This window comes from Bacillus sp. I-2 (genome assembly GCF_001974945.1).
Classification (GTDB): domain Bacteria; phylum Bacillota; class Bacilli; order Bacillales; family Bacillaceae; genus Bacillus; species Bacillus safensis.
In genome coordinates this window covers 111,209-132,866 of the sequence record NZ_LZRW01000043.1, presented here as the reverse complement: position 1 = coordinate 132,866, position 21,658 = coordinate 111,209, and the positions used below count along the sequence as shown (strand labels likewise).

Below are 21,658 nucleotides of genomic sequence, written 5' to 3'. Positions count from 1 at the left end.
AAAGCAGTGATAAAGCCATTTTGGATGAGCATAATCGTTTTATGATCTACAAAATTAAAATTTTTATGAATTTCTACAAAAATGAAAAACAAGAAATCAAGTAAAATCTTTTTTTTGAATTTTAAAAGGCGTTTTTTCAAGACCAGGAGAAATTGGTAAGTAATTCTGCTATACTTCTGTTTACAAAATACGCAAACAAGAAAGAGAGCCAGCACCTATGAAACTTCTTAAAATGATTCTCTTGCTTTTATTGATTATTATTGGTGTAGCAACAGGCTATATCCAGCTGGAGCAAGGGAAACAAGAGACAGCGAATTCATCTTATGACAAAACGATTCATTTTCCATCAGACCGCTATCCCGAAACAGCCAAGCACATAGAAGAAGCCATTGATGAAGGTCATTCATCCATTTGTACAATTGACCGTAAACATAGTGATGAGCAGAGGGATCGATCATTACATGGCGTTCCAACAAAGCGCGGGTATGATCGTGACGAATGGCCAATGGCAATGTGCAAAGAAGGAGGCACAGGAGCTTCTGTCAAATATGTACGCCCTTCTGATAATAGAGGCGCAGGCTCGTGGGTAAGTCATCAATTATCGGATGATCCTGACGGCACAAGAATTCAATTTATCATCGATTAGCAGCCTTTCCCCTTTTCTATATTAAAAAAATTTTCACATGACTGCATGCAGGTATTTTAAACACTTTTTTCATGCCGATAATCCTTAAGGAGGGATATCCTACCTTATACCTAAAGGAGTTAAAAAGCATGAAGAAAAAGGGAAAACTGAGGCTTGGCGCCAAAATTTTGCTGATCTTTTTAAGTGTCCTCATCATCTTTTCCGCAGTTGTTGGTTATGTGGTGAATCGCGAGATGACAGAAAACATCAAGCAAATGGCAACTGAAAAAGCAAAAGGTGATTTAAAACTAGGCTACGCCTACCTGAATGAAAAAGTAGAAGGCTCGTGGCAGATTAAAGAGGACAAGCTATTCAAAGGAAATACGCAAATGAATGATCATGACACATTGGTTGACCAATTAGCCGAATATACCGGTGATACCATCACGATTTTTCAAGGAAATACCCGCGTTGCTACGAATGTCATGTTAAACGGGAAACGAGCTGTAGGTACAGAAGTCTCTCCTGAAGTGAAGACCACTGTTTTAGATAAAGGAGAAAACTATTACGGCACAGCAAATGTTGCCGGGAAAGACTATCAAACGGCTTATATGCCGATCAAAAATGAAGCAGGCGAAACAATTGGTATTTTTTATACTGGCGCCAATCAAGGCATGATTTCACAAATGCTTCAGTCGTTCTATATACAATTTGTCATCGTCCTTTTGTTAAGTCTGATCGTTTCGGTCATCATTATTTCTATTTTCACTAAGCGGATTCAGGCACGTCTCAAGCATATGGCTTCTGCCATTAAGAGTGCAGGCGAAGGTGATTTAACCATCAATGTGACGGATACTGCTGGTGATGAATTGTCTGATCTTGCTGGCCATTTCAATAAGATGCGTGAAAAACTAAATCAAACCATTCTAAATGTCATGAACACGTCTGAATTAGTGGCCACATCCTCTGAGCAGCTGTCAGCTAGCGCAGAAGAAACGAGTGCAGCATCAGAAAAAATCACCTACACGATTCAAGAAGTGGCACAATCTTCAGAAGAACAGTCCGCTCAAATGACAGCTAGTGAGCACAAAATGATTCAAGTATCAAACGAGCTGGCAAACATCACTGAAAATGCAGGACAAATGGCTTCAAGAAGTCACTCCGCACAAGAAGTGGCCCAAAAAGGTGTACACAATATCGGTGAAGTTCATTCACAAATGACGTCTATTGCCAAATCAATTGAAGAAAATGGTACAGCGATTCAAGCATTGGAAACACGTTCAGCTGAAATTGATCATATTTCCAAAGTCATTACAGATATCGCCAGCCAGACAAACCTGCTTGCTCTTAATGCAGCAATTGAAGCAGCACGGGCAGGTGAGCATGGAAAAGGATTTGCTGTTGTCGCAGACGAAGTGAGAAAGCTCGCAGAAGAATCTCAAGCATCATCAAACATGATTTCCCATCTCATTTCTGAAATACAAAAAGAGATGACTCATTCGACGAATGCTATCAAACGAGTAAGAGAGGAAGCGGCTCAAGGGGCTGTACTTATCTCTCATACAGAGGAATCATTTCATGATATCCAGCAGTCGATGAGAGAAATGGCGAATGGCATTAAGCATTTATCAAGTGCAACACAAAAAATCGCAGCTTATACAAACGATGCGAAACAGTCTTTTGCGTCTATTACAGAAGGCGTGAAACGAACGAGTGAACATTCACAGCAAGTAGCCGGTTTAACAGAAGAACAATTTGCTGCAATGGAAGAAGTAACAGCTTCATCAGAAGCGCTTGCCCATTTAGCAGGAGATTTAAAAGCAATGGTCTCGCAATTTCACATCTAGATCCCACACCAAATAGCGCAAGACGGCGACAATCGTCTTGCTGCCTAACTTTCTCCTCAAGAATCACTCTTTAACCATTCACGTTCCAACGAAAATCCATAAATAAAGGAGTTTTTTATATGAATCATTTAAATCAAGCCTATTCTCTATCTATCTCCTACCACCAAATCACGGTATACACTGGAAGCGAAACACCACCTGTCATTGATTGGACAGATGAGGACATTCTTCAAGGATTTGCAACGGGAGATCAAGGAGTTTCCTTTGAAGGAATCAATAATGGAAAGGCGTCTATTATTGTGACATTAAATAGCGATGAGCCCCAAGTCTCGGTTGATAGAGCCATAACAGTTCCCTTTACGCTTACAAGTGATCAAGTTTATATCACAAGCGTCATGGCCCATGTGCTGTCTTTCTCCATTCCAAAAGGAAACTATCAGCTTACCTGCTACACCTCACAGCAGCCTGATCAAGACGTTTATTATGTAAATTTCCAAACAGTGTAGATTACGACTGATCGTATAGATCAAGCCACTTTTCCGCATAGTCTACCGATTCTCTCATGGGCAGTAAATATGAACTGGCAAGTCCAATTTGATTGTGCTGATGGATACCCCCTGATTTCAGAAAATCACGGCCAATGTGTTCAAATAGTTCTTCTCTTGTGATGATATCTTGGTACTCTTTCCATACCCTCCACCCATTCTCTAAAATAGGGGCTCCTCTTGTCATGAGGTCCTGCTGAGGGATTCGGTATTCAGCTAGATGAAAAGCTGTCATGCTCTCAAATGATGCACCAAGCAGCAGCACTTGAGCATGAAGATCATACATGCGGCCAAGAGGCGACTGCTCTCCTAATCCAAAGGAAAGTGCATGGTGTTTCAGAATTTCATGTTTTCTTTTCCCCCAGGCTGTGAATGAAAAATGGGGATGATTGCTTCTCGCCACGCCTGGGTATTTCCAAAATGTTTCCGCCACCTTTCCCATTGCTGCTGGCGTCGTGTAAGCTGGGTCAAATGCGGGCATTGTTTCTTTAATCGATTTCCACCATGAATAAGGAACAGGCGGATCGATCCAATCGGCAGGATCAGAAAGCTCTAACGTTTGTGCCGGCATAATCAGTGTCCCCTCTTCAGTTAAGGTTTCCATCAATGCTTGTACGACGGCTACAGCGCCTCCGTTTACCCAGCCGATTGATGATAAAGATGAATGAACACATAAAATCATGCCCTTTTTCACACCAAGTTGAACCAAGTCTGCTTTGATTCTTTCCTTTGTCATCGGTTCAGCTTGATTTTCGATTAATTTTTGCATCGTTCCTTTTCCTCCTGCGTCTCTTCTATTACTGATGAATGAGACGTTTAACCGCAATAGACAGTTTGTAATTTGCGTAATTTGTCAACTCCGTTAAAAATTGATCAAGTTCATCATGACTGGAGAAATGTCCTTCAGCCATATAACAGCCTTCACCACTTATTTTGAACAAATTCTTGATTTCTTCCTTTTTATAAAGAAACGACAGAAGTGGTTCATGATGATGACTACGGGTATACAGCTGCAAAAAGGTTTGAATCGTCTTTTGTGTCTGCCAATCAATTGAAATGGTATATGCTTCAATCACGCCTTCTTCTTCTAGCTTTAACACCCGATTTGCAACAGCTTGGCCGGTTAAATGAACTTTTTCACCTAGAGCTTTCATCGTTAATCGGCTGTTCTTTGATAGTTCTTTTAAAATATTCATATCTGTTTGGTCTAGCATTGGCTCACCTCTTTCAAAAATCAAGCCCTTCTGCCAAAAGACTTTCATGATCCTCTGTCACGTAGAACTCTTTTAATATACTGTAAACTTAATCAGAAAAAAAGGAGGCCTTTTTATGAAAATTACACTCATTCGCAATGCTACTTTATACCTTCACTATGGTCATTCAACTTTTTTAATCGATCCCTTTTTAGCAGCAAAAGGAACATATCCACCGTTCCCTCATACAGCCAATCAACATTTGAACAATCCTATTGTGGATCTTCCTGTAAATATAGATTTAGACAGTCTGTTACACCCAGATGCTGTCGTACTCTCTCATTTACATGTGGACCACTTTGACGACGCGGCCAAAAGGAAATTAGCTCAGGATCAACCAATTTATACTCAATCGGAGAAGGATCGAAAAGAAGTTGAAGAAGCTGGATTTCAGCATGTCACATGTATTGAAGATGAAATGGACATTTGCGGCGTTTATATTAAACGTACAGGCGGACAGCATGGGACGGGAGAAACGGCGAAGCGGATGGGCCAGGTGAGCGGTTTTGTTTTCTCTCACCCTGATGAACCTACCCTTTATATTGCAGGTGATACCATTTGGTGTGATGAACCGAAAGAGGTTGTGAATACAAGCAAGCCAGACGTCATTGTGGTCAATAGCGGGGCTGCTCAATTTTTAGAAGGCGATCCAATTACAATGACCAAGGAAGAGATTCTAGACATTCACCGTTCTCAGCCAAAAGCTCAAATTGTCGTCTGTCATCTTGAAGCAGTGAATCATTGCTTGTTAACAAGAGCTGCTTTAGAGGCTTACATTCAAGAGCATCATGCAGATCAATCCATTTTTGTCCCTCAAGATGGGGAAAGTCTCACCTTCTGATCAACAATAAAAAAACCGGCACTTCGCTGCCGGTTTCATCATTATCATGGGCGATGGTGCTGTGGTTTTTTCAGCAATGGAACAAATCCGTTCTTTTTCAAATGAGTGTAATGCTCATCCATTCGTTTCGTGATGTGTGTGCCTTGTTCCTTTGTTAACACGCCGTACTGTACATATTTCTCAATGACTTCTTTTCGCTTAGAAAGAATTTGCTGTTCAAGGATTTCAATTTGTTTTTGTTGTTCTGCTGTTAATTTCACTTGGTGTGTCACCGGGCGCTTTTCCATTTGAGGTGTTTCTCCATGAGCCGTTTCTATATGAAAACCAAATAACAGCATCATCGACAAGATGATCAAACTACTTATTTTTTTCATCATTGTTGTTCCCTCCTTTATTCGCCTTTATTTTGCGCTCACTTTCCTTTTTTATACATTATTTCAACACGCAAATTGCTTATAATATTCTTACTTTTTCACTTTTCTTCTGAAAACGTTGTCCTTACAGAAAAAGCGTGCTATGTTTTGTTTTGTATAAAAAATAGAGGAGGATTCTTAAATGAGTCGTTTTTATCATAAAAAACCTATATGGATCATGCTTGTTGTATCTGCTTTCATTCTTATCATGTCTGCTTGCAGCCAATCAGGCTCATCTCAATCTGAAGACACAAAGTGGGATCAGATTAAAAAGAAAGGGAAAATCGTGGTTGCAACTTCAGGCACCCTTTATCCAACTTCTTATCATGATACTTCTAATGGTAAGGATCAATTAACTGGCTATGAAGTAGAAGTCGTCAAAGAAGCGTTTAAACGTCTTGATGTGAAAGTAGAATTTAAAGAAATGGGCTATGATGGGATGCTGAGCGCCATTAATTCTGGTCAAGTGGATGCCGCTGCAAATGATATCGACATCACAGATGACAGAAAAGACAAGTTTGCCTTTTCAACCCCTTATAAATATTCCTACGGAACGGCTATCGTTCGGAAAGATGATTTATCTGGCATTAAAACTTTAAAAGATTTAAAAGGAAAGAAAGCAGCAGGGGCTGCCACAACGATTTATATGGATGTTGCTCGTAAGTACGGTGCAAAGGAAGTCATTTATGATAATGCGACAAACGAGCAATACTTAAAGGATGTTGCAAACGGCCGTACAGATGTCATTCTAAATGATTATTACTTGCAGACACTGGCTCTTGCTGCATTTCCTAAATTAAATATTACGATTCACCCTGACTTGAAGTACATGCCGAATGAACAAGGTTTTGTTATGAAGAAGGACAACAAAGAACTTCAAAAAGAATTGAATCGTGTATTAGGCGACATGAAAAAAGACGGAACAATGAAAAAGATTTCTGAGAAATTCTTTAATCATGCAGACGTCTCTAAGAAAATTGATGCTGATGTCGAAGATGTCGACATTTCCAAATAAGGAGCCGCAATCGTGGGAGATATTCATTTAGAATATATATTTAATCCTGCACTGGCAAAGGCGTCATTTCCATTTGTTATGAAAGGCATCTGGCTGACGCTGCTCATTTCCTTTGTGAGCATGTTTTTTGGTACCATTCTTGGCTTTTTTATCGCTCTTGCCAGGATGGCGAATTCGTGGATTCTTCGGCTGCCTGCACGGCTGTATATCTCATTCATGCGAGGCGTGCCCATTCTAGTGATTTTGTTTATTCTCTATTTTGGATTCCCCTATATCGGCATTGAGTTCACAGCGGTCACTGCCGCCATTATTGGGTTCAGCTTTAATAGTGCTGCCTATATTGCAGAAATTAACCGGGCGGCCCTCTCCTCTGTTCCAAGCGGACAGGTGGAAGCCGCTAAATCATTAGGTCTCAGCTATTGGCAAACGATGCGTGGTGTCATTTTGCCTCAATCCGTCCGCATCGCCCTGCCGCCATTGACCAATGTCATGCTCGATTTAATCAAAGCTTCCTCACTGGCAGCAATGATTACTGTACCAGAGCTCTTCCAGCAAGCAAAAATTGTAGGCGGACGAGAATTTGATTATATGACCATGTATATTTTGGTCGCACTCATTTACTGGGGCATTTGCAGTGTCGTCTCATTGCTTCAGGACTTTTTAGAAAAACGCTATGCGAAATATCTGTAGCAAAAAAAAGAGCAGATCTCATGGATCTGCTCTTTTTCAGCGTGATAGAAAACCTTTGCAGCCCTAAAGGGCGAGTACCGGAGCGGAGCGAATTTGACATTCGTGAGAACCGGAGCGCAGACCTGAGGGCGAATGCGAGGGTTTGTCTACACGATAATTAATGAATAAGCCATAACCACACATACAACCCGAGTAAAGTGAGAATCAAGGTTGGGATGGTCAGGATGATTCCGGCTTTCATGTACGCCCCCCAAGAGATATGGACGCCTTTTTTCTTTAAGACATGAAGCCACAGCAATGTCGCCAATGAGCCGATTGGGGTCATTTTCGGTCCAAGGTTGGAGCCGATGACATTGGCATAAATCAATCCGTCTCTCATGACACCTGCTGTATCTGTATGTCCAATGGCAATCGCATCAATTAAAACGGTCGGCAGATTGTTCATCACAGAGGACAGCACTGCGGCAAGCACGCCCATAAACATCGTTCCTGCAAGCAAGCCATGTGAAGCCCCTTGCTGGATCCATGCCGCCAATATTTCTGTAAGACCGACATTTTTCAGTCCATATACGACGACATACATACCGATCGAGAAAAACACAATGGACCAAGGCGCTTCTTTGATCACTCGCTTTGTCGCCACTTGCGGACTTCTTCTCGCCAGCCACAAGAAAGCAAGGGCAATCCCGCCTACGATGATGGACACTGGAATACCGATCAGCTCCCCCGCAAAATAACCAACAAGGAGACAGCCGAGCACATACCAAGACAAACGGAACATACGGATATCTCGAATAGCTGACGCCGGTTCCTTTGCCTGTGACAGATCGTAGGTTTTGGGGATAAGCTTTCGGTAAAATACATAAAGAACCAGTATGCTCGCTCCAAGCGACACAAGGTTTGGCACGAACATATTCGCTGTATATTCTAGAAAACCAATATGAAAATAGTCGGCTGATACGATATTGACCAGGTTACTAATGACAAATGGCAAGGAGGTTGTGTCTGCAATAAAGCCGCTTGCCATCACAAAAGGCAGCACCATGCGCTCATCCAGCTTCAACGCTCTCACCACAGATAAAACGATTGGGGTCAAGATCAGTGCCGCTCCATCGTTGGCAAAAAAAGCAGCCACAACAGCGCCTAGCAATGTTAAATAAATAAACATGCGGACACCGTTGCCTCTTGCGGCTTTTGCCATATGCAGTGCAGCCCATTCAAAAAAACCGATCTCATCTAAAATTAACGAAATGATAATAATGCCAATAAAGGCAAAGGTGGCGTTCCATACAATTTGCGTGACTTCCCACACATCGCCCAGATGAACGACGCCAAAGGCAAGTGCAAGAATGGCGCCTCCACATGCTGACCATCCTATGGTGACACGTCCTGGCTGCCAAATGACAAGGACGAGGGTCATGATGAAAATCAAAATGGCTAAGGTGACTGATCCCAAAGGTGGCCCCCCTTTCACTTTTCTCATAAAATCTTTATCTATCATACAACGAAATGCACCCGTTGTATGCCATTTTCGCATGTCACATGAAAATCCGCAGGTGATCCTATGCACCTGCGGATTCCATCATGTATTATTGATCTTTTTTCATCAGCATCAATTCAATAAATAACTCACATCGCTGGCTAAAATGACTTAAGTCGATCGAGGTCATGTCAAAAATTTGTTTCATTCGATAGTTTAATGTATTTTGATGAATAAACAACTGCTCCGCAGCTGGCTTTAGCTTGCAGTTATTCAATAAGTAGACTTCCAGCGTTTTTAAAAACGAGGTTTGACTCTCGCGGTCTTTTTCCTTCAAGCGTAACAAATCTGGATTGAAGTCGTTTTTCTTTTTTTGATGGCTGTAAATAGAGTCTAAAAACCGGAAGACCCCTAAATTCTCATAATCATATGGAATCAGTTCTTGTCCTCCGACAATTTTTACTGCCTTGACGACCTCTATCGCTTCAAATCGACTTGTACTCATTTTCATGACATCACGATACTCTCTTCCCATCCCAATATACAAAGGGGAAGGATGTGCATGCGTTTTCGATTGCAGATGTGCGATGACATCAGCGGCAGTCGCTTTCGGTGAGTGCCGGTCTGACAGGCTGCCTAATATAACGACAATATCTGCTTGAACCGAATAGACGTGATTCACTTTATCCTCTAGCTGCAAATACGTTCGAATGACATCCTTCACATCTTCTGCCGTCTCACTTTTGTTATCGGCAGCGTGCACGACCATAACGGTAAATACGGCTGGCAGTGGAATGCTTAAGTTCTCAGCCTCCCATTTCAGCTCTTCTTCTGTATAAAAATGATCATCCATGACCTTTTTGAAAAACTCTTCAATCTTGCCTTCCTTTTTCTCAAGCTGTTTCTTATTCTTATAAATCACTTTTCCAACCTGAAAGGAAGCTTCGTGTAAAAATTGCAGCTCCTCCTGAGAGAGGGAGTCCTCAATGTCCTGCACCCAAATAAAGCCTACTACCTCTTGTTTATGCTTGGCGCTCACAGCCACCCGCCGATTAAATCCGAGCTCGTCATGACCGCTCACATAAAAAGGCTTTGATTCCGCGAAAAGCCGCTCAATTACCCCTGTTTTCTTTAACCAATCGACCACAGACCCCGGACATTCCTTTGAGAAAATCGTTTGCTGATTGACTGGGTCAAACTGCTGAATGCTGTAAGAATTATAAGCAAGGAGCTGACACTCTGTGCTTTCTAAAATGACTGGTTTTTTTAAATATCCGCTAATAAATGCAATTAATTTATCGACATCAAAAAATGTATGAAGCTTTTCTAATATCTCTTCCATCCCGATTGCTCCCTGATTAAGTGATACATTTATCATACTTCTTTCCAGTCAGATTTGTATAGAAACAAGTCGCAGGCAGGCAAAAAAAGCATGAACCCGTCAGTGCAGGTTCATGCTTTTTCCATATTAAAACATTTCACTAATCGTTTTTGCCTGCATGTGCAGAGCTAGGTAATCTGGACCGCCTGCTTTTGAATCCGTTCCTGACATTTTGAAGCCGCCGAATGGGTGGTAACCAACGATGGCACCTGTGCAGTTACGGTTAAAGTAAAGGTTCCCCACATGGAACTCCTGCTTCGCACGGTTGATGTGATCACGATTATTCGTAATGACAGCACCTGTTAAACCATATTCTGTGTTGTTGGCTACCTCAAGTGCCTCATCAAAGCTAGAGACTTTCGAGAAAGCCAAGACTGGTCCAAAGATTTCTTCTTGCATTAAACGGGAAGTTGGCTCAAGATCTGCAAAAATGGTCGGGTGAATAAAGTATCCTTCCGAATCATCACTCGTTCCGCCAGTGACTAAGCGGCCTTCCTGTTTGCCAACCTCGATATAATCCGTGATCTTGTCAAAGGACGCTTGATCAATGACAGGTCCCATGTAAACATCCGCAGAAAGTGGATTGGCTGTTGTTTTCGTTTCTGTGATTTCCTTCACTCGCTCAACCACTTGGTCATACAGCTTCTCGTGGACGACAGCCCGAGATCCAGCTGAACATTTCTGACCTGAAAATCCGAAGGCTGATGTGAAAATGGCATTAGCCGCTAATTCAACATCTGCATCCTCATCAACAACCACTGTATCCTTACCGCCCATTTCAGCAATGACACGTTTTAAATGCTGCTGGCCTGGCTGCACTTTTGCCGCGCGTTCAAAGATACGTGTTCCTACTTCTCTTGATCCAGTGAATGTAATCAGGCTTGTTTTTGGATGATCTACTAAGTAATCCCCGACCTCTGCTCCGCTTCCTGGTACAAAGTTGACAACACCCTTTGGAAGACCGGCTTGCTCAAGCTCTTCCACAAAACGGGCTGCAATGACAGGCGTCGCACTTGCTGGTTTTAAAACAACTGTATTCCCAGTGACGATTGGGGCTACTGTTGTTCCTGCCATGATCGCAAACAAGAAGTTCCACGGCGGAATCACGAGCGTCACGCCAGTTGGTGTGTAAACATATTGATTGCGTTCGCCTTCGCGGCTGTTCACTGGTTTGCCTTTCGCCAGCTCCAGCATTTGACGGGCATAATATTCTAGGAAGTCAATCGCTTCTGCTGTATCTGCATCCGCTTCATTCCAAGGCTTACCTGCTTCTTTGACAAGAAGGGCTGAATACTCATGCTTTTTACGGCGAATGCTTGCCGCAGCTCTGAATAATACGCCAGCTCTTTCTTCTGGAGACGTGTAGCGCCATGTTTCGAATGCTTTCGCTGCTGCTTGAACCGCTTGTTCTGCCTCTTCCTTGCCGGCCTTCGATACGGTTCCAACCACTTCATCCTTTTTCGCTGGATTGATCGAAACAATCTTGTCTTTCGTTTCGATTCTTTCTCCATTAATCACGAGCGGATAGGTTTGACCAAGTGATTCTGTTACTTTAGCTAATGCTTGTTCAAACGCTTTGCGGTTTTCTTCCTGGCTAAAATCCGTGAATGGTTCATGCTTGTAAGGTGTTGTCATTTTTGTCACGCTCCCGTTTCAAATTATTTTCTCGTCATCCCTTTTAGAGCAAAGGCAATGTTTGCCGGCCGTTCTGCAAGACGTCTCATGTAGTAGCCATACCACTCTCGTCCATACGGAGTATAGACCCTCATTTGATAGCCTTCTTTCACAAGTGCCTGCTGCGTTTCTGATCTCATGCCGTACAGCATTTGAAATTCGAACTGACTTGTCTGTATATTGTGTTTTTTCACAATATTTTTCGTAAACTCAATCATTCGATCGTCATGTGTCGCAATGGCTGTATAGTTCCCTGAGAGCAATTGCTTCTCGATCAGCTTTTGATAATTCTGATCGACGTCTTTTTTGTTTGGATACGCCACTTCGGCGGATTCCTTATAGGCACCCTTTACAAGTCTTAAAAATGGCTGCAGCTCATTTAGGTCATCAAGATCCTTTTCTGTTCTGTACAAATACGCCTGCAAGACCGTACTGACATACTCATATTGAGATTTCATCTCTTTAAAAATGTCCAGCGTTTTTTGACAGCGCTGTTCATCCTCCATATCGATTGTCACCATGATACGGTGCTTCTCTGCCGTATCTAAAATACGTTTCATATTGCGATACACAAGGTCATCGTCAATATCCAGGCCAAGTGATGTCATTTTGAGTGACACGTGGGAATTGAGTCCCGCCTCTGCAATCCGCTGAATGGTTTGAATACACTCAGTCGTCCGCTCATTTGCAATCTCTGCCTTTGTGACAAACTCACCAAGGTGATCAACTGTCACGGACATTCCTTGTTCATTTAATCGTTTGATGACAGGGATGGCACTCTCAAAATCCTTCCCTCCGATGATTTTCTTAGATGCAACAGCACTTCCCCAATTACGAGCAATATGGTTCAAGAGACTGCTCTTTGACAAAAACAAGAAGAAATTTCTTGTGACCGACTCCATAAAGGGCACCTCCCACTCTTTGTAAGCTATGTCTTTATTGTAAAGCTCATAAGCTGTCCCCTACAATATTTGAAGATGACAAAAATTCTGACTTTTTTTGTGGTTTTATCACAATAAGAGATAAAAAAGAGCCTGCCGCGATCCGGCTGGCTCTTCCCTGCTTACGCCCACACCTCATCAAGGGTAGACTGCAGCAGCTCATTTAATTCTTGCATCAGATTGTCTTTCGGCTGATTGTAGCTTTTCACCAATTCATCAAATCGCGCAATCTCTTTGTCGATAAATGGATGGACATAAGCGAGGCGGTTCTCTACATCCATTTCTTCGCCGTCCATTTTACGTTTGAGCAGCTCATGGATTTCCGCTAAAAGCGGACCTTCCTCTACTAGTTCCTCGAGTAGTTCATGAAAGTCCATCGGCGGAACCGTCCGGTAGCGTTCAATCCACTGACAGGCAAGCAGCGGACGAAGTACATAAAAATACTTCTTGATTCGCACCTGCTCTCCTCGTAAATGCCGGCTTTCATTCCGCTTCGCCATATTGAGGTAATGATACATCAATGCTGCAGGATAAAACGCTCGATCCTTTAATTCTCTTAGCTGCTTTGCCAAAGAAAAGGATTCAGCATAGATGATGTCAGAAGACAGCCATTCCATGATGGACGGATTCGATTTATTGAATAAGCGAAGTGCCTTTCTAAGCTCCCAGCCGCTGATATCAAGCACATCATCAATCGGCCGTTCAATGACATCACGATGTTCTTCCATCGCCCAATACCATTCTTTTCGAGGAACATATAAAAAGCGAACATCGTAATCACTATCAGTCGAGGGGAATCCCCATGCTCTGCTGCCTGATTCGACCGCAAGACAAATTTTTACGTCATACGTTTCTTCGATGATTTTCAGCTCTTCCTTGATTCTCTCTCTCATCATCCATCAACTCTTTCTATAGAAATCTGCATGACTTCTTCACGTTTTGGTAAAATACGAATAAGACATATATGAAAAAGGAGTTGGATCTCATGTCTATATCTCGCATCATGAAATGGATCACCGGGATTTTTGAAGCCTGTCTTGCCATCCCTGTCATCGGAGGACTATTTATTATTAGTAATGGCTATACACCGCTCATGGTCATGCTTATTCTGCATATTATCACACTCGTCTTATCGAAGCGAGACCAAGGACCAATGATTGGCAGCATCATTGGGATTATCACATCCTGCCTCGCCTGGATTCCGATACTCGGATTCATCCTTCACATCATCACAGCTCTTGCCCTTATTATCACCGCGTTAGTACCTGATGAAAAAACGAGACAAAATACGAGTTATTAAAAAAGAGGCCCTCCTAGAGCGGCCTCTTTGTTCTTTTATTTGAGTAAATGCTTTTGTAAGAAGGAGAGCTTCTCTGTTTGAAAAGCCGGGATAAACTCGTGTCCAAAATAGCGATATACCTTCAGGTCTTTATCTGCTTCTAAATGGTTGTAAGCCGCAAATACAGTAGATGGTGGGGTAATTTTGTCAATTAGACCGATCGCCATCAATGTTGGCTGTTTCACCCATCCAGCTAAATTGATTAAGTCAAAATAGCTTAATGTCTCAAATGCCTTTTCTTCCACTTCCGGGTCACTATTTCTCCGAAAGTACGAATTGATTTCTAAATAAGGCTGCTCCAATGCCACATCCACTGCACGCTCAAAGTTTGATAAGTAAGGGTAATCTGCCACGACGACCTTCGGAATATCTGAAAGTGCTGCAGCTGCTACCGCTAATGCGCCTCCCTGGCTTCCACCAATTACGCCGATCCGGTGTTTATCCACTTCAGGGAAGGACTGAATGACTTCGAGTGCACGAACCGCATCTAAATAAACACCGCGATAATAGTAAGTCTCCTTTGATAAAATGCCTTTTGTCATCCACCCCAAAGCGTGACCGCCTGGTGTCACTGTCTGATCTTCACTGCCGCCTTGACCGCGTACGAGCATACCAAATGTTGCATAGCCGTGGAGCGCCCAGTTGACGATGTCGTGAATGCCGCCGTCATAGCTGGCATTATAGCCATGAAAACGAACGAGCGCTGGATGCGGGCCAGTTTGATCAGGTACAGCATAAAAGCCTTCAATTTTAGAATGTCCAAAGCTTTGATATGTCAGGCGGTACACCTTGACGCCTTTCACTGGATAGTCATAAGGTTCAAGTGATGACTCTGCCTCCACTTGGCGCAGTTCTTCGAGTGATTTCTTCCAAAAATCTGAGAAATCAGAACGTGCTGTTTTCTTTGGTTTATATTTTTTTAATTCTTCAAGTGGTAAATCGAACAATTGCATATCCGAGTATCCCCCTTTGTTTTATTCATTATATGTATCATAACACCGATTTCTTGAGTTAGAAAGCTATTTAACAAAACCTTCTGACATTTCTATTGGCAAAGATGATGGAAACCTTTATGATAAAGAAACTGGCCTTGAAGACTAGAATAAAACCATTACATACATTCATGATTTTCACATGACATATAGCAAATAAAGGAGGAACTCGTATGAAAATCGCCCTTGTCCAAATGGACGTACAAATTGGAGAACCTGAAGTGAATTTTAAAAAAGCAGCAGCGTTTTTAGAAGAAGCGGTCCGCGAGCAGCCTGATTTGATCATTTTACCCGAAATGTGGAATACCGGCTACGCCCTTGAGCAAGCCGATCAGCTTGCGGATGTAAACGGTGAACGCACAAAACAGCTCTTTTCTTCCTTTGCACGTAAGCATCAAGTGTATCTCATCGCAGGCAGTGTATTAAATAAACGGACAGAAGATGAACACATTACCAACACGATGTATGTCTTTAACCGCCAAGGTGAGCTTTTGTTAGATTATGATAAAATTCATTTATTCCGCTTAATGGATGAGCATAACTATTTAACCGCTGGTGATCAGCTTGGTTTATTTGACTATGGTGAAGATGTAACGATTGGTGCGATGATCTGCTATGACCTCCGCTTCCCGCAGCTTTCCAGAACACTTGTGAACAAAGGAGCGAAGGTGCTCGTCAATACGGCGCAATGGCCGTCAGCAAGAGTGGACCATTGGCGCAGCCTGCTCATCGCAAGAGCGATTGAAAACCAGTCATTTATGATTGCTGTTAACAGAACAGGCACAAGCAGAGACACGGCATTCCCTGGACACTCTATGGTAATTGATCCACTCGGCCGCATCCTGCTTGAAACAAACGATGACGAAGATATTTATTATGCGGAAATTGATCTTCAGCTGGTGGATGAAGTCAGACAGCAAATTCCGGTTATGACGGATCAGCGTCTCGACTTATATTAAAAAGCAGGGTGCTCCCCTGCTTTTTGCGTTTAATTAAACGTTTGTTTAAGCTTTCCCTTGATCCTGATAAAGGTCCATGAAGGCTTGAGCGGCTTTCGTTAAATACCTTTCTTCCACATATGCAAACACAAGTGTGCGGGTGGGGCATGAATCAATGTGTAAATAAATGACCCCGTTCCTATCCTCTTGTGCCACCATTTTCGGCACAACGGTCACACCTAGTTCGTTTTTGACCAATGCCTGTGCTGTTTGAATATGACTTGTTTCAAAAGCCGCTTTTGGCTGAAAACCGTGATGACGGCACAGCTCCATGACCACTTGCCGAAAACCGTATCCCTCTTTCAGCATAATAAATGGGGTACCTTCAAGAAGTTGAAAGGGAACCATTTCTTTTTGCCCTGCTTGCTTGATAATCTCGTTCAATTCCTCTGATAACCAAGGCTGAGCAGCTTGCGGAACTGCAAGAAGGAGCGGCTCTGTCAGCATTTGTTTCGTTTTCAATGATTCATGCTCGACAGGCATAGATAAAATAGCCAAATCCAGTTTTCCAGCCAATAGACGTTTTTCGAGCTCACGAGGAGACTCTTCTATCAGTTGAACGTGAACATGGGGATACGTTTGACAAAAGGTTTTTAATAAACCGGGCAAGACATATCCCCCAGTCACTGCTGGCGCTCCAATGTTCAGCTCTTTCCCGATTTCATAAGCTGCTTCTCCCATTTCACGCAGCAAATCATCTCTTTCCTTCAAAATATTCTCAGCCCTTTTAATGAATCGTCTCCCTTGAGGTGTAGGCGTTACTTGTCCATACTTTCGAATAAATAGCGGTGTGTCTAATTCCTCTTCCAGCTTCTTCATTTGCTGGCTTAAAGAAGGCTGTGCAATATGAAGTTGATCCGCTGCTTTTGTAAAGCTTTGCTGCCGGTACACTTCAATGACATATTCCATCATTCGTATATCCACTTTCATCACCTCATAGGTTTTAACTATCCGTGTCATATCTTTTATGTCTTAGACAAATAACAGAAGGAATTCTACGATAAAGAGACCACAAAGGGGGAAAAGAAATGAATCCATATGCTAAAGCCGAGAACCAATTTTCACAAAATGCCGAGAACTATCGAGATTCACCTATATTTGCAGCCGGAGAAGAGCTGGAATGGATGAAAACAACAGCACATGCGAAGGGACATGAGCATTTACTTGATATTGGCTGCGCGGCAGGACATACCGTTTTTTCCTTTTCAGACGTTATCTCTAAAGGGATCGGCATTGATGTCACGCAAAAAATGATCGAGGTTGCAGCAGCACTTGCGGAAGAACGCCACCTGAACCACATTACTTTTGAGCAGGCAGCCGCAGAAGCATTGCCCTTCTCTGATGAATCATTTGATTTAGTGACGTGCCGATTTGCTGCTCACCACTTTCCAAACCTTCAGGCAGCCATGTCTGAAATCAGCCGAGTCTTAAAAAAAGGCGGCCAATTTCTGCTCGTTGATCATTATGCACCTGAAAACACTGCACAGGATTCATTTATTAATCACTTAAATAGACTGAGAGACCCTTCTCATGTGCGGGAAAGCTCGTTATCAGAATGGAAACAGCTCTTCGCCGACAACCAATTGACTCAGAAAGAGATTCGTTACTGGGATCTGCATATTGATTATCAGGACTGGATTATACGTGGACGCACACCAGAGAATATTCAAAAGGAGATCGTTTCCCATCTTCAAGCCGCAGACCCTGACACAAAGCAGCTGTTTCAGCTTCAATTCGATGCACAGCATCAGCCCATTTCCTTCTGTTTAAAAGCTGCACTGCTTCAAGGAATCAAGCATTAAACTGATAGAAAAAGTCTACCATCGTCGGTAGACTTTTTTATTTCAAATATACATCTTCACTGTCTCACAGGTGGCTTTTCATGTTCGTGACACGTCTCTTCTCACGACAAGATCATGTTTCTATTATATGATAAATGAACGAAGATAGGTGAGGCATTTTAGATTCTCTGAATAAAAAAGAACCTACCCTCTTTGGAATAAGTTCTTTACTGCATGCGTAACTTACGGTGCAATATCCTCTAATACTTTCTCGCGCGTTTCTATCATTTTAAAAGCAAGAATTGCTCCCACTACCGTCACACTTGCAAAAAGAATAAAAATAGTTGAAACACCGCTTACCTCTAAAATAAAGCCTATCATAATAGGAGCGATCGCTGAGGCCAGTCTAAGCCACGCTGTAGCAAATGCCGTTCCAATCACCCTCATACGTGTCGGATAAATTTCAGGTGTATATAGATAGAGGAGAACTGTAATTGTCCCCATCATTCCGTAAGCAGCAGACCCTAAATAGATGACGCTTTCTGGTGAAGTCGCTCCGCTGATCCATAAAGCCGTTAATAACACACCTGTTAATACAAATGCAATGGTTGCCCAGCGCTTCCGTCCCACTTTATCAATTAAAAATGCACAAGCGAATACCCCTACGGTCTGTAAAATATTTGTGAGAGATGCTGCCCTTAATGAATCTCCGACTGGCAAATGGTAAACAGTATTATAAAGACTCGGTAACCAGTTATTTAAACCATTCGATACAAAGTAGGCAGAAAACCATAGTCCCCATACGACCAATGTTCTTTTACGGTAAAAAGTTGAAAATAGCTCTTTCCAGTCGCCTTTTTCAGTACTGCTGGATACTTGATTTGCGACAGGCATTCGTTTGTCAGTACTAGCTTCAATTTCTTCAATAATTTTTTCGGCTTCATCTAACCTGCCTTTCGAAATAAGCCACCTTGGCGATTCACGCAGCATGAAAAAGAATACAAAGACGATTAAACCTCCAATGCCTCCAATCAAAAACATCCATTTCCACCCAAAGCTAGGTACGACGAATGCGCCAATTTGAGCTGAGATCATTAATCCTAATGGAAAAATCATCTCATAAAGCATAAAAAATCTGCCTCTTCCTTGGGCTCGGGACAACTCATTAATATATGAGGCTGCTACCGGCACCTCTCCTCCAACTCCAATCCCTTGTATAAAGCGGAAAATAAAAAGGGCCATAAAATTACCTGAAAATACACATGCGATACTCATAATAGACATGAGGAACACCGTCCACTTTGCACTAAATACACGGCCGCGCCTTTCTGCTAACCACCCAAAGAAAATAGCACCAATCGCTTGTCCTATATAACCAGACCCAATAAGAAGGCCAATTTGAGCAGGTGATAAATTCCACATGCCGATGAGGACCGGGAGAACAAACGCTAAAGATAGCGCATCAAAAGCATCAAAAAAGGTAGCAGATCCCATAATGATCCGAGGTTTTAAATGCCACCTCGAAAAAGGTACACTTTCCATCCTGGTCAATAGTTGTGAAGCTCTATCAACGACTTGCCCACCTTGAGAATTTGAATTTCCGCTGAGTTCTAACGTCATGGTATCTCCTCCTTATTAGAGGAAATGATGCAAAAGTACATGCCGAAGAGCACTGAAGAAATCGCTTACATTTTAAATCAAGAGAAATTCTGCAGCGTTCATACGAGTTTTCAGCATCTATCAAATCTTTTTTGGCGTTCCCGTGGTGCCCCGATCTATATAATACATAGGGAAGATATGTTCCATCGCCTCTAACTGTTCTCCTTCCAATAACTGTGTTAGTAAAGAAACAGCTTTTCTTCCCATTCCAACTAAATCAACATGAACAGAAGATAAAGAAGGGGTTAGAAAACTTGCAATGGGCACATCATCGGCACCAACGACAGACAAATCATGAGGTATTGACACATTTGCGTTTTCTGCCGCTTTCATGACCCCTATCGCCAAAAAATCTGAAGAGCAAACAACTCCAGTCATGTGCTGGTTTCCTTGGAGAAATTGAGAAACCACTTCTACTACTTTTCCCCCATCAAATTCATCTAACTCAAACACAAGCTCTTTGTTCATTGTTAATCCTAAACGTTTCAGTGTGCGCTCATACCCCTTGTAATACCTTACACTATGCATCGAACTCATTGGACCATTGACCAGCCCAATGGTTCGATGACCTTTATCAAATAAGGCCGTTACAGATTGACAAACACCTTCTTCATCATCTGGCCTGACACATGGAAATGGTGAATCCTCTAAGTAACTTCCGACAACGATAATGGGAATAGCCAAACTTTTTAACCAATCTATGCTCAATTCTTCATTTCTTGGAGAAAATAAAATGGCACCATCTACAGCCTGCGTCTCAAGTAACCGCTGCTGCTGCACAGATGTAAATGACATCAGCATATTGAATTCGGTCTCATCTAATTCCTTCGCTATTCCATCTAATATCGTTGAAAAAAATGGATTATTCAAAATATATGAACCGCGAGGAACCACTACAGCGATATTCCCAGTCTTTCTTTTCACGAGCCCTCTCGCTCCTAAATTAGGGCGGTAGCCTAACTCATCAATTACTTGTTTGATTCTTTCAGCCGTTTGAGCACCTACTCCTGGTTTACCACTCAATACTCGGGAAACAGAGGCTATAGACACTCCTGCTTTCAATGCTACATCTTTAATACTTACTGACACATTTCATACCTCCGGGAGTCTGTTGTTTTATACCTTATTATAACCTGACTCACCTTCATCATGAAATCAATGGTCTGTTATCTACTGACATTTTCCTTAAGCAAACCAACACTTTGAAGGCCCTGGCGAATCTCTTCTTTTTCCTTTTGAGTTAAAGGTAATACCGGCTTCCTAGCAAGCGAACTGCTGATCAAACCTCTCTGGAACATCGCTTCCTTCATTCGCAGATGAGAGGTAGAGGAAGGTTCATCCATTTTATATACAGCATGCTTTAATTCAAAGATTCTATCGTACACTTTATTAGCCGCTGCAAGGTCTTGTTCTCTCACACATTTCACAAGTTCAGCGATCAAATCCGGCACAAAACAGCCGAAACCTACAAGCGCCCCGTCAATCCCTTGAACTAATGTTGGCAATAAATATTCATCGTGACATGTGAGTAGCGATACATCTGGTGCATGCTTTTTCAATGCGCGCACATCGACTTCATATTGTGCCATGTCTCTTTGACCAATTTTAAATGAGACAACATTTTCAATTTCCGACATTTCTAGTAATTGATTCGTTGTATATGAGGTTTTTGTCCACGTTGGATATTGATGGACGATGATTGAAATGTCAATCGCTTCTGCAACATCTTTAAAGAATTGGACAGGTGATTCAGGCTGCATACCGAATCTCAGCCATGAATGCGGCGGCATGAGAAGGATACCTTCTCCGCCAGCTTCTTGAACTGCTTTTGCATGCTGGATCGCTTCAATTGTTCCTTCAGCTGAAACCCCGGAAATGACAGGTACTTCCCCTTTTAATTCGTCGGCTGCAATACGCACAGCCTCAGCTCGTTCATGTGGCAGCAAAGTCATAATCTCGCCCGTATGTCCATTGACAACAATCCCGTTAATCCCTTCGTGCTCCGCCACCCAGCGAACAAGCTTACGAAAAGCAGGTTCATCAATTGAATAGTCATCTTTAAAAGGAATTAAGACCGCCGGGAATACACCGCTCCATTTTTCTTTATTTTTCATCAACAAATTCCTCCCCATTCGATTATAGTAAACGTTTACGGTAAGCGTTTACGTAAACAATCATAGAATG

The 21,658-nt window shown here is 42.4% G+C and carries 22 protein-coding genes; 9 read left to right on the top strand and 13 right to left on the bottom strand.

The features are described 5' to 3' along the window. The first annotated feature begins 217 nt into the window (after positions 1-217). The 3 genes from BAE31_RS13835 (at position 218) to BAE31_RS13825 (ending at position 2,978) form a co-directional block, all read left to right on the top strand. Entirely contained in the window at positions 218-646 is a 429-nt protein-coding gene (locus BAE31_RS13835) for a NucA/NucB deoxyribonuclease domain-containing protein (protein ID WP_076840703.1), read from the top strand. A 128-nt stretch (positions 647-774) separates the two neighbouring features. Continuing rightward, entirely contained in the window at positions 775-2,472 is a 1,698-nt protein-coding gene (locus BAE31_RS13830; RefSeq protein WP_076840702.1) for a methyl-accepting chemotaxis protein, read from the top strand. 119 nt (positions 2,473-2,591) lie between these two features. After that, entirely contained in the window at positions 2,592-2,978 is a 387-nt protein-coding gene (locus tag BAE31_RS13825; protein ID WP_041106618.1) for a competence protein ComJ, read from the top strand. 1 nt (position 2,979) lies between these two features. Here the strand turns inward: BAE31_RS13825 and BAE31_RS13820 are convergent, their stop codons facing one another. Further along, positions 2,980-3,786 carry an AAC(3) family N-acetyltransferase gene (locus BAE31_RS13820; RefSeq protein WP_076840701.1) on the bottom strand — a complete coding sequence of 269 codons (807 nt, stop codon included), beginning with the start codon at positions 3,784-3,786 and terminating at the stop codon, positions 2,980-2,982. A gap of 28 nt (positions 3,787-3,814) precedes the next feature. Continuing rightward, a complete protein-coding gene (locus BAE31_RS13815; RefSeq protein WP_025092811.1) occupies positions 3,815-4,231 on the bottom strand; it encodes an Lrp/AsnC family transcriptional regulator in 417 nt (138 codons plus the stop codon). Positions 4,232-4,346: 115 nt separating this feature from the next. On the opposite strand from BAE31_RS13815, the gene BAE31_RS13810 reads away from it, so the two are divergent. Beyond that, the gene (locus tag BAE31_RS13810) at positions 4,347-5,111 is read left to right on the top strand and encodes an MBL fold metallo-hydrolase (protein WP_076840700.1); all 765 of its coding nucleotides are present in this window, start codon (positions 4,347-4,349) and stop codon (positions 5,109-5,111) included. A 44-nt stretch (positions 5,112-5,155) separates the two neighbouring features. Here the strand turns inward: BAE31_RS13810 and BAE31_RS13805 are convergent, their stop codons facing one another. Further along, positions 5,156-5,485, bottom strand: a complete 330-nt coding sequence (locus BAE31_RS13805) for a YckD family protein (RefSeq protein WP_024424311.1) — start codon at positions 5,483-5,485, stop codon at positions 5,156-5,158. Positions 5,486-5,666: 181 nt separating this feature from the next. Between BAE31_RS13805 and BAE31_RS13800 the strand changes: the two genes are divergently transcribed. Together BAE31_RS13800 and BAE31_RS13795 are read left to right on the top strand one after the other, a co-directional pair. Further along, positions 5,667-6,539 carry a transporter substrate-binding domain-containing protein gene (locus tag BAE31_RS13800; protein ID WP_024424312.1) on the top strand — a complete coding sequence of 291 codons (873 nt, stop codon included), beginning with the start codon at positions 5,667-5,669 and terminating at the stop codon, positions 6,537-6,539. 12 nt (positions 6,540-6,551) lie between these two features. Then, positions 6,552-7,229: an amino acid ABC transporter permease gene (locus tag BAE31_RS13795; RefSeq protein WP_034283291.1), complete on the top strand. Its 678-nt coding sequence runs from the start codon at positions 6,552-6,554 to the stop codon at positions 7,227-7,229. Positions 7,230-7,386: 157 nt separating this feature from the next. On the opposite strand, the gene BAE31_RS13790 is transcribed toward BAE31_RS13795, so the two are convergent. From BAE31_RS13790 to BAE31_RS13770, 5 genes are all read right to left on the bottom strand, one after another. Then, positions 7,387-8,685 (bottom strand): arsenic transporter, encoded by a 1,299-nt coding sequence (locus tag BAE31_RS13790; RefSeq protein WP_076840699.1) that lies wholly within the window; start codon positions 8,683-8,685, stop codon positions 7,387-7,389. 133 nt (positions 8,686-8,818) lie between these two features. Beyond that, positions 8,819-10,051 (bottom strand): PucR family transcriptional regulator, encoded by a 1,233-nt coding sequence (locus tag BAE31_RS13785; protein ID WP_041106624.1) that lies wholly within the window; start codon positions 10,049-10,051, stop codon positions 8,819-8,821. 126 nt (positions 10,052-10,177) lie between these two features. Next, on the bottom strand, positions 10,178-11,725 hold the full coding sequence (gene pruA, locus BAE31_RS13780; RefSeq protein WP_024424316.1) for an L-glutamate gamma-semialdehyde dehydrogenase: 1,548 nt from the start codon (positions 11,723-11,725) through the stop codon (positions 10,178-10,180). Between the two features lie 23 nt (positions 11,726-11,748). Then, on the bottom strand, positions 11,749-12,666 hold the full coding sequence (locus tag BAE31_RS13775) for a proline dehydrogenase family protein (RefSeq protein ID WP_076840698.1): 918 nt from the start codon (positions 12,664-12,666) through the stop codon (positions 11,749-11,751). Positions 12,667-12,827: 161 nt separating this feature from the next. Beyond that, positions 12,828-13,598: a nucleotidyltransferase domain-containing protein gene (locus BAE31_RS13770; RefSeq protein ID WP_076840806.1), complete on the bottom strand. Its 771-nt coding sequence runs from the start codon at positions 13,596-13,598 to the stop codon at positions 12,828-12,830. A gap of 92 nt (positions 13,599-13,690) precedes the next feature. Here BAE31_RS13770 and BAE31_RS13765 point away from each other — a divergent pair, with 92 nt between their 5' ends. Then, positions 13,691-14,005 carry a hypothetical protein gene (locus BAE31_RS13765; protein ID WP_041106627.1) on the top strand — a complete coding sequence of 105 codons (315 nt, stop codon included), beginning with the start codon at positions 13,691-13,693 and terminating at the stop codon, positions 14,003-14,005. Positions 14,006-14,040: 35 nt separating this feature from the next. Here the strand turns inward: BAE31_RS13765 and BAE31_RS13760 are convergent, their stop codons facing one another. After that, a complete protein-coding gene (locus BAE31_RS13760) occupies positions 14,041-14,997 on the bottom strand; it encodes an acetylxylan esterase (protein WP_076840697.1) in 957 nt (318 codons plus the stop codon). Between the two features lie 212 nt (positions 14,998-15,209). Between BAE31_RS13760 and BAE31_RS13755 the strand changes: the two genes are divergently transcribed. Beyond that, complete coding sequence (locus BAE31_RS13755) at positions 15,210-15,995, top strand: carbon-nitrogen family hydrolase (protein WP_076840696.1); 786 nt, start codon at positions 15,210-15,212, stop codon at positions 15,993-15,995. Between the two features lie 45 nt (positions 15,996-16,040). On the opposite strand, the gene BAE31_RS13750 is transcribed toward BAE31_RS13755, so the two are convergent. Then, complete coding sequence (locus tag BAE31_RS13750; protein ID WP_076840695.1) at positions 16,041-16,946, bottom strand: LysR family transcriptional regulator; 906 nt, start codon at positions 16,944-16,946, stop codon at positions 16,041-16,043. Between the two features lie 116 nt (positions 16,947-17,062). On the opposite strand from BAE31_RS13750, the gene BAE31_RS13745 reads away from it, so the two are divergent. Continuing rightward, positions 17,063-17,836, top strand: a complete 774-nt coding sequence (locus tag BAE31_RS13745) for a class I SAM-dependent methyltransferase (protein ID WP_076840694.1) — start codon at positions 17,063-17,065, stop codon at positions 17,834-17,836. A 222-nt stretch (positions 17,837-18,058) separates the two neighbouring features. Here the strand turns inward: BAE31_RS13745 and BAE31_RS13740 are convergent, their stop codons facing one another. The 3 genes from BAE31_RS13740 to BAE31_RS13730 all read right to left on the bottom strand — a co-directional run bounded on the left by BAE31_RS13740 (position 18,059) and on the right by BAE31_RS13730 (position 21,588). Continuing rightward, the gene (locus tag BAE31_RS13740; RefSeq protein WP_076840693.1) at positions 18,059-19,435 is read right to left on the bottom strand and encodes an MFS transporter; all 1,377 of its coding nucleotides are present in this window, start codon (positions 19,433-19,435) and stop codon (positions 18,059-18,061) included. A 120-nt stretch (positions 19,436-19,555) separates the two neighbouring features. After that, the gene (locus BAE31_RS13735) at positions 19,556-20,563 is read right to left on the bottom strand and encodes a LacI family DNA-binding transcriptional regulator (RefSeq protein WP_076840692.1); all 1,008 of its coding nucleotides are present in this window, start codon (positions 20,561-20,563) and stop codon (positions 19,556-19,558) included. A 77-nt stretch (positions 20,564-20,640) separates the two neighbouring features. Continuing rightward, a complete protein-coding gene (locus BAE31_RS13730) occupies positions 20,641-21,588 on the bottom strand; it encodes a dihydrodipicolinate synthase family protein (protein ID WP_041106634.1) in 948 nt (315 codons plus the stop codon). Positions 21,589-21,658 lie beyond the last annotated feature (70 nt).

Bases quoted from the DNA above. Each gene is read 5' to 3' on its own strand.
- BAE31_RS13835 (WP_076840703.1), top strand. From the start codon at position 218: ATGAAACTTCTTAAAATGATTCTCTTGCTTTTATTGATTATTATTGGT.
- BAE31_RS13830 (WP_076840702.1), top strand. From the start codon at position 775: ATGAAGAAAAAGGGAAAACTGAGGCTTGGCGCCAAAATTTTGCTGATC.
- BAE31_RS13825 (WP_041106618.1), top strand. From the start codon at position 2,592: ATGAATCATTTAAATCAAGCCTATTCTCTATCTATCTCCTACCACCAA.
- BAE31_RS13820 (WP_076840701.1), bottom strand. From the start codon at position 3,786: ATGCAAAAATTAATCGAAAATCAAGCTGAACCGATGACAAAGGAAAGA.
- BAE31_RS13815 (WP_025092811.1), bottom strand. From the start codon at position 4,231: ATGCTAGACCAAACAGATATGAATATTTTAAAAGAACTATCAAAGAAC.
- BAE31_RS13810 (WP_076840700.1), top strand. From the start codon at position 4,347: ATGAAAATTACACTCATTCGCAATGCTACTTTATACCTTCACTATGGT.
- BAE31_RS13805 (WP_024424311.1), bottom strand. From the start codon at position 5,485: ATGAAAAAAATAAGTAGTTTGATCATCTTGTCGATGATGCTGTTATTT.
- BAE31_RS13800 (WP_024424312.1), top strand. From the start codon at position 5,667: ATGAGTCGTTTTTATCATAAAAAACCTATATGGATCATGCTTGTTGTA.
- BAE31_RS13785 (WP_041106624.1), bottom strand. From the start codon at position 10,051: ATGGAAGAGATATTAGAAAAGCTTCATACATTTTTTGATGTCGATAAA.
- pruA (WP_024424316.1), bottom strand. From the start codon at position 11,725: ATGACAACACCTTACAAGCATGAACCATTCACGGATTTTAGCCAGGAA.
- BAE31_RS13775 (WP_076840698.1), bottom strand. From the start codon at position 12,666: ATGGAGTCGGTCACAAGAAATTTCTTCTTGTTTTTGTCAAAGAGCAGT.
- BAE31_RS13770 (WP_076840806.1), bottom strand. From the start codon at position 13,598: ATGAGAGAGAGAATCAAGGAAGAGCTGAAAATCATCGAAGAAACGTAT.
- BAE31_RS13765 (WP_041106627.1), top strand. From the start codon at position 13,691: ATGTCTATATCTCGCATCATGAAATGGATCACCGGGATTTTTGAAGCC.
- BAE31_RS13760 (WP_076840697.1), bottom strand. From the start codon at position 14,997: ATGCAATTGTTCGATTTACCACTTGAAGAATTAAAAAAATATAAACCA.
- BAE31_RS13755 (WP_076840696.1), top strand. From the start codon at position 15,210: ATGAAAATCGCCCTTGTCCAAATGGACGTACAAATTGGAGAACCTGAA.
- BAE31_RS13750 (WP_076840695.1), bottom strand. From the start codon at position 16,946: ATGATGGAATATGTCATTGAAGTGTACCGGCAGCAAAGCTTTACAAAA.
- BAE31_RS13745 (WP_076840694.1), top strand. From the start codon at position 17,063: ATGAATCCATATGCTAAAGCCGAGAACCAATTTTCACAAAATGCCGAG.
- BAE31_RS13740 (WP_076840693.1), bottom strand. From the start codon at position 19,435: ATGACGTTAGAACTCAGCGGAAATTCAAATTCTCAAGGTGGGCAAGTC.
- BAE31_RS13730 (WP_041106634.1), bottom strand. From the start codon at position 21,588: ATGAAAAATAAAGAAAAATGGAGCGGTGTATTCCCGGCGGTCTTAATT.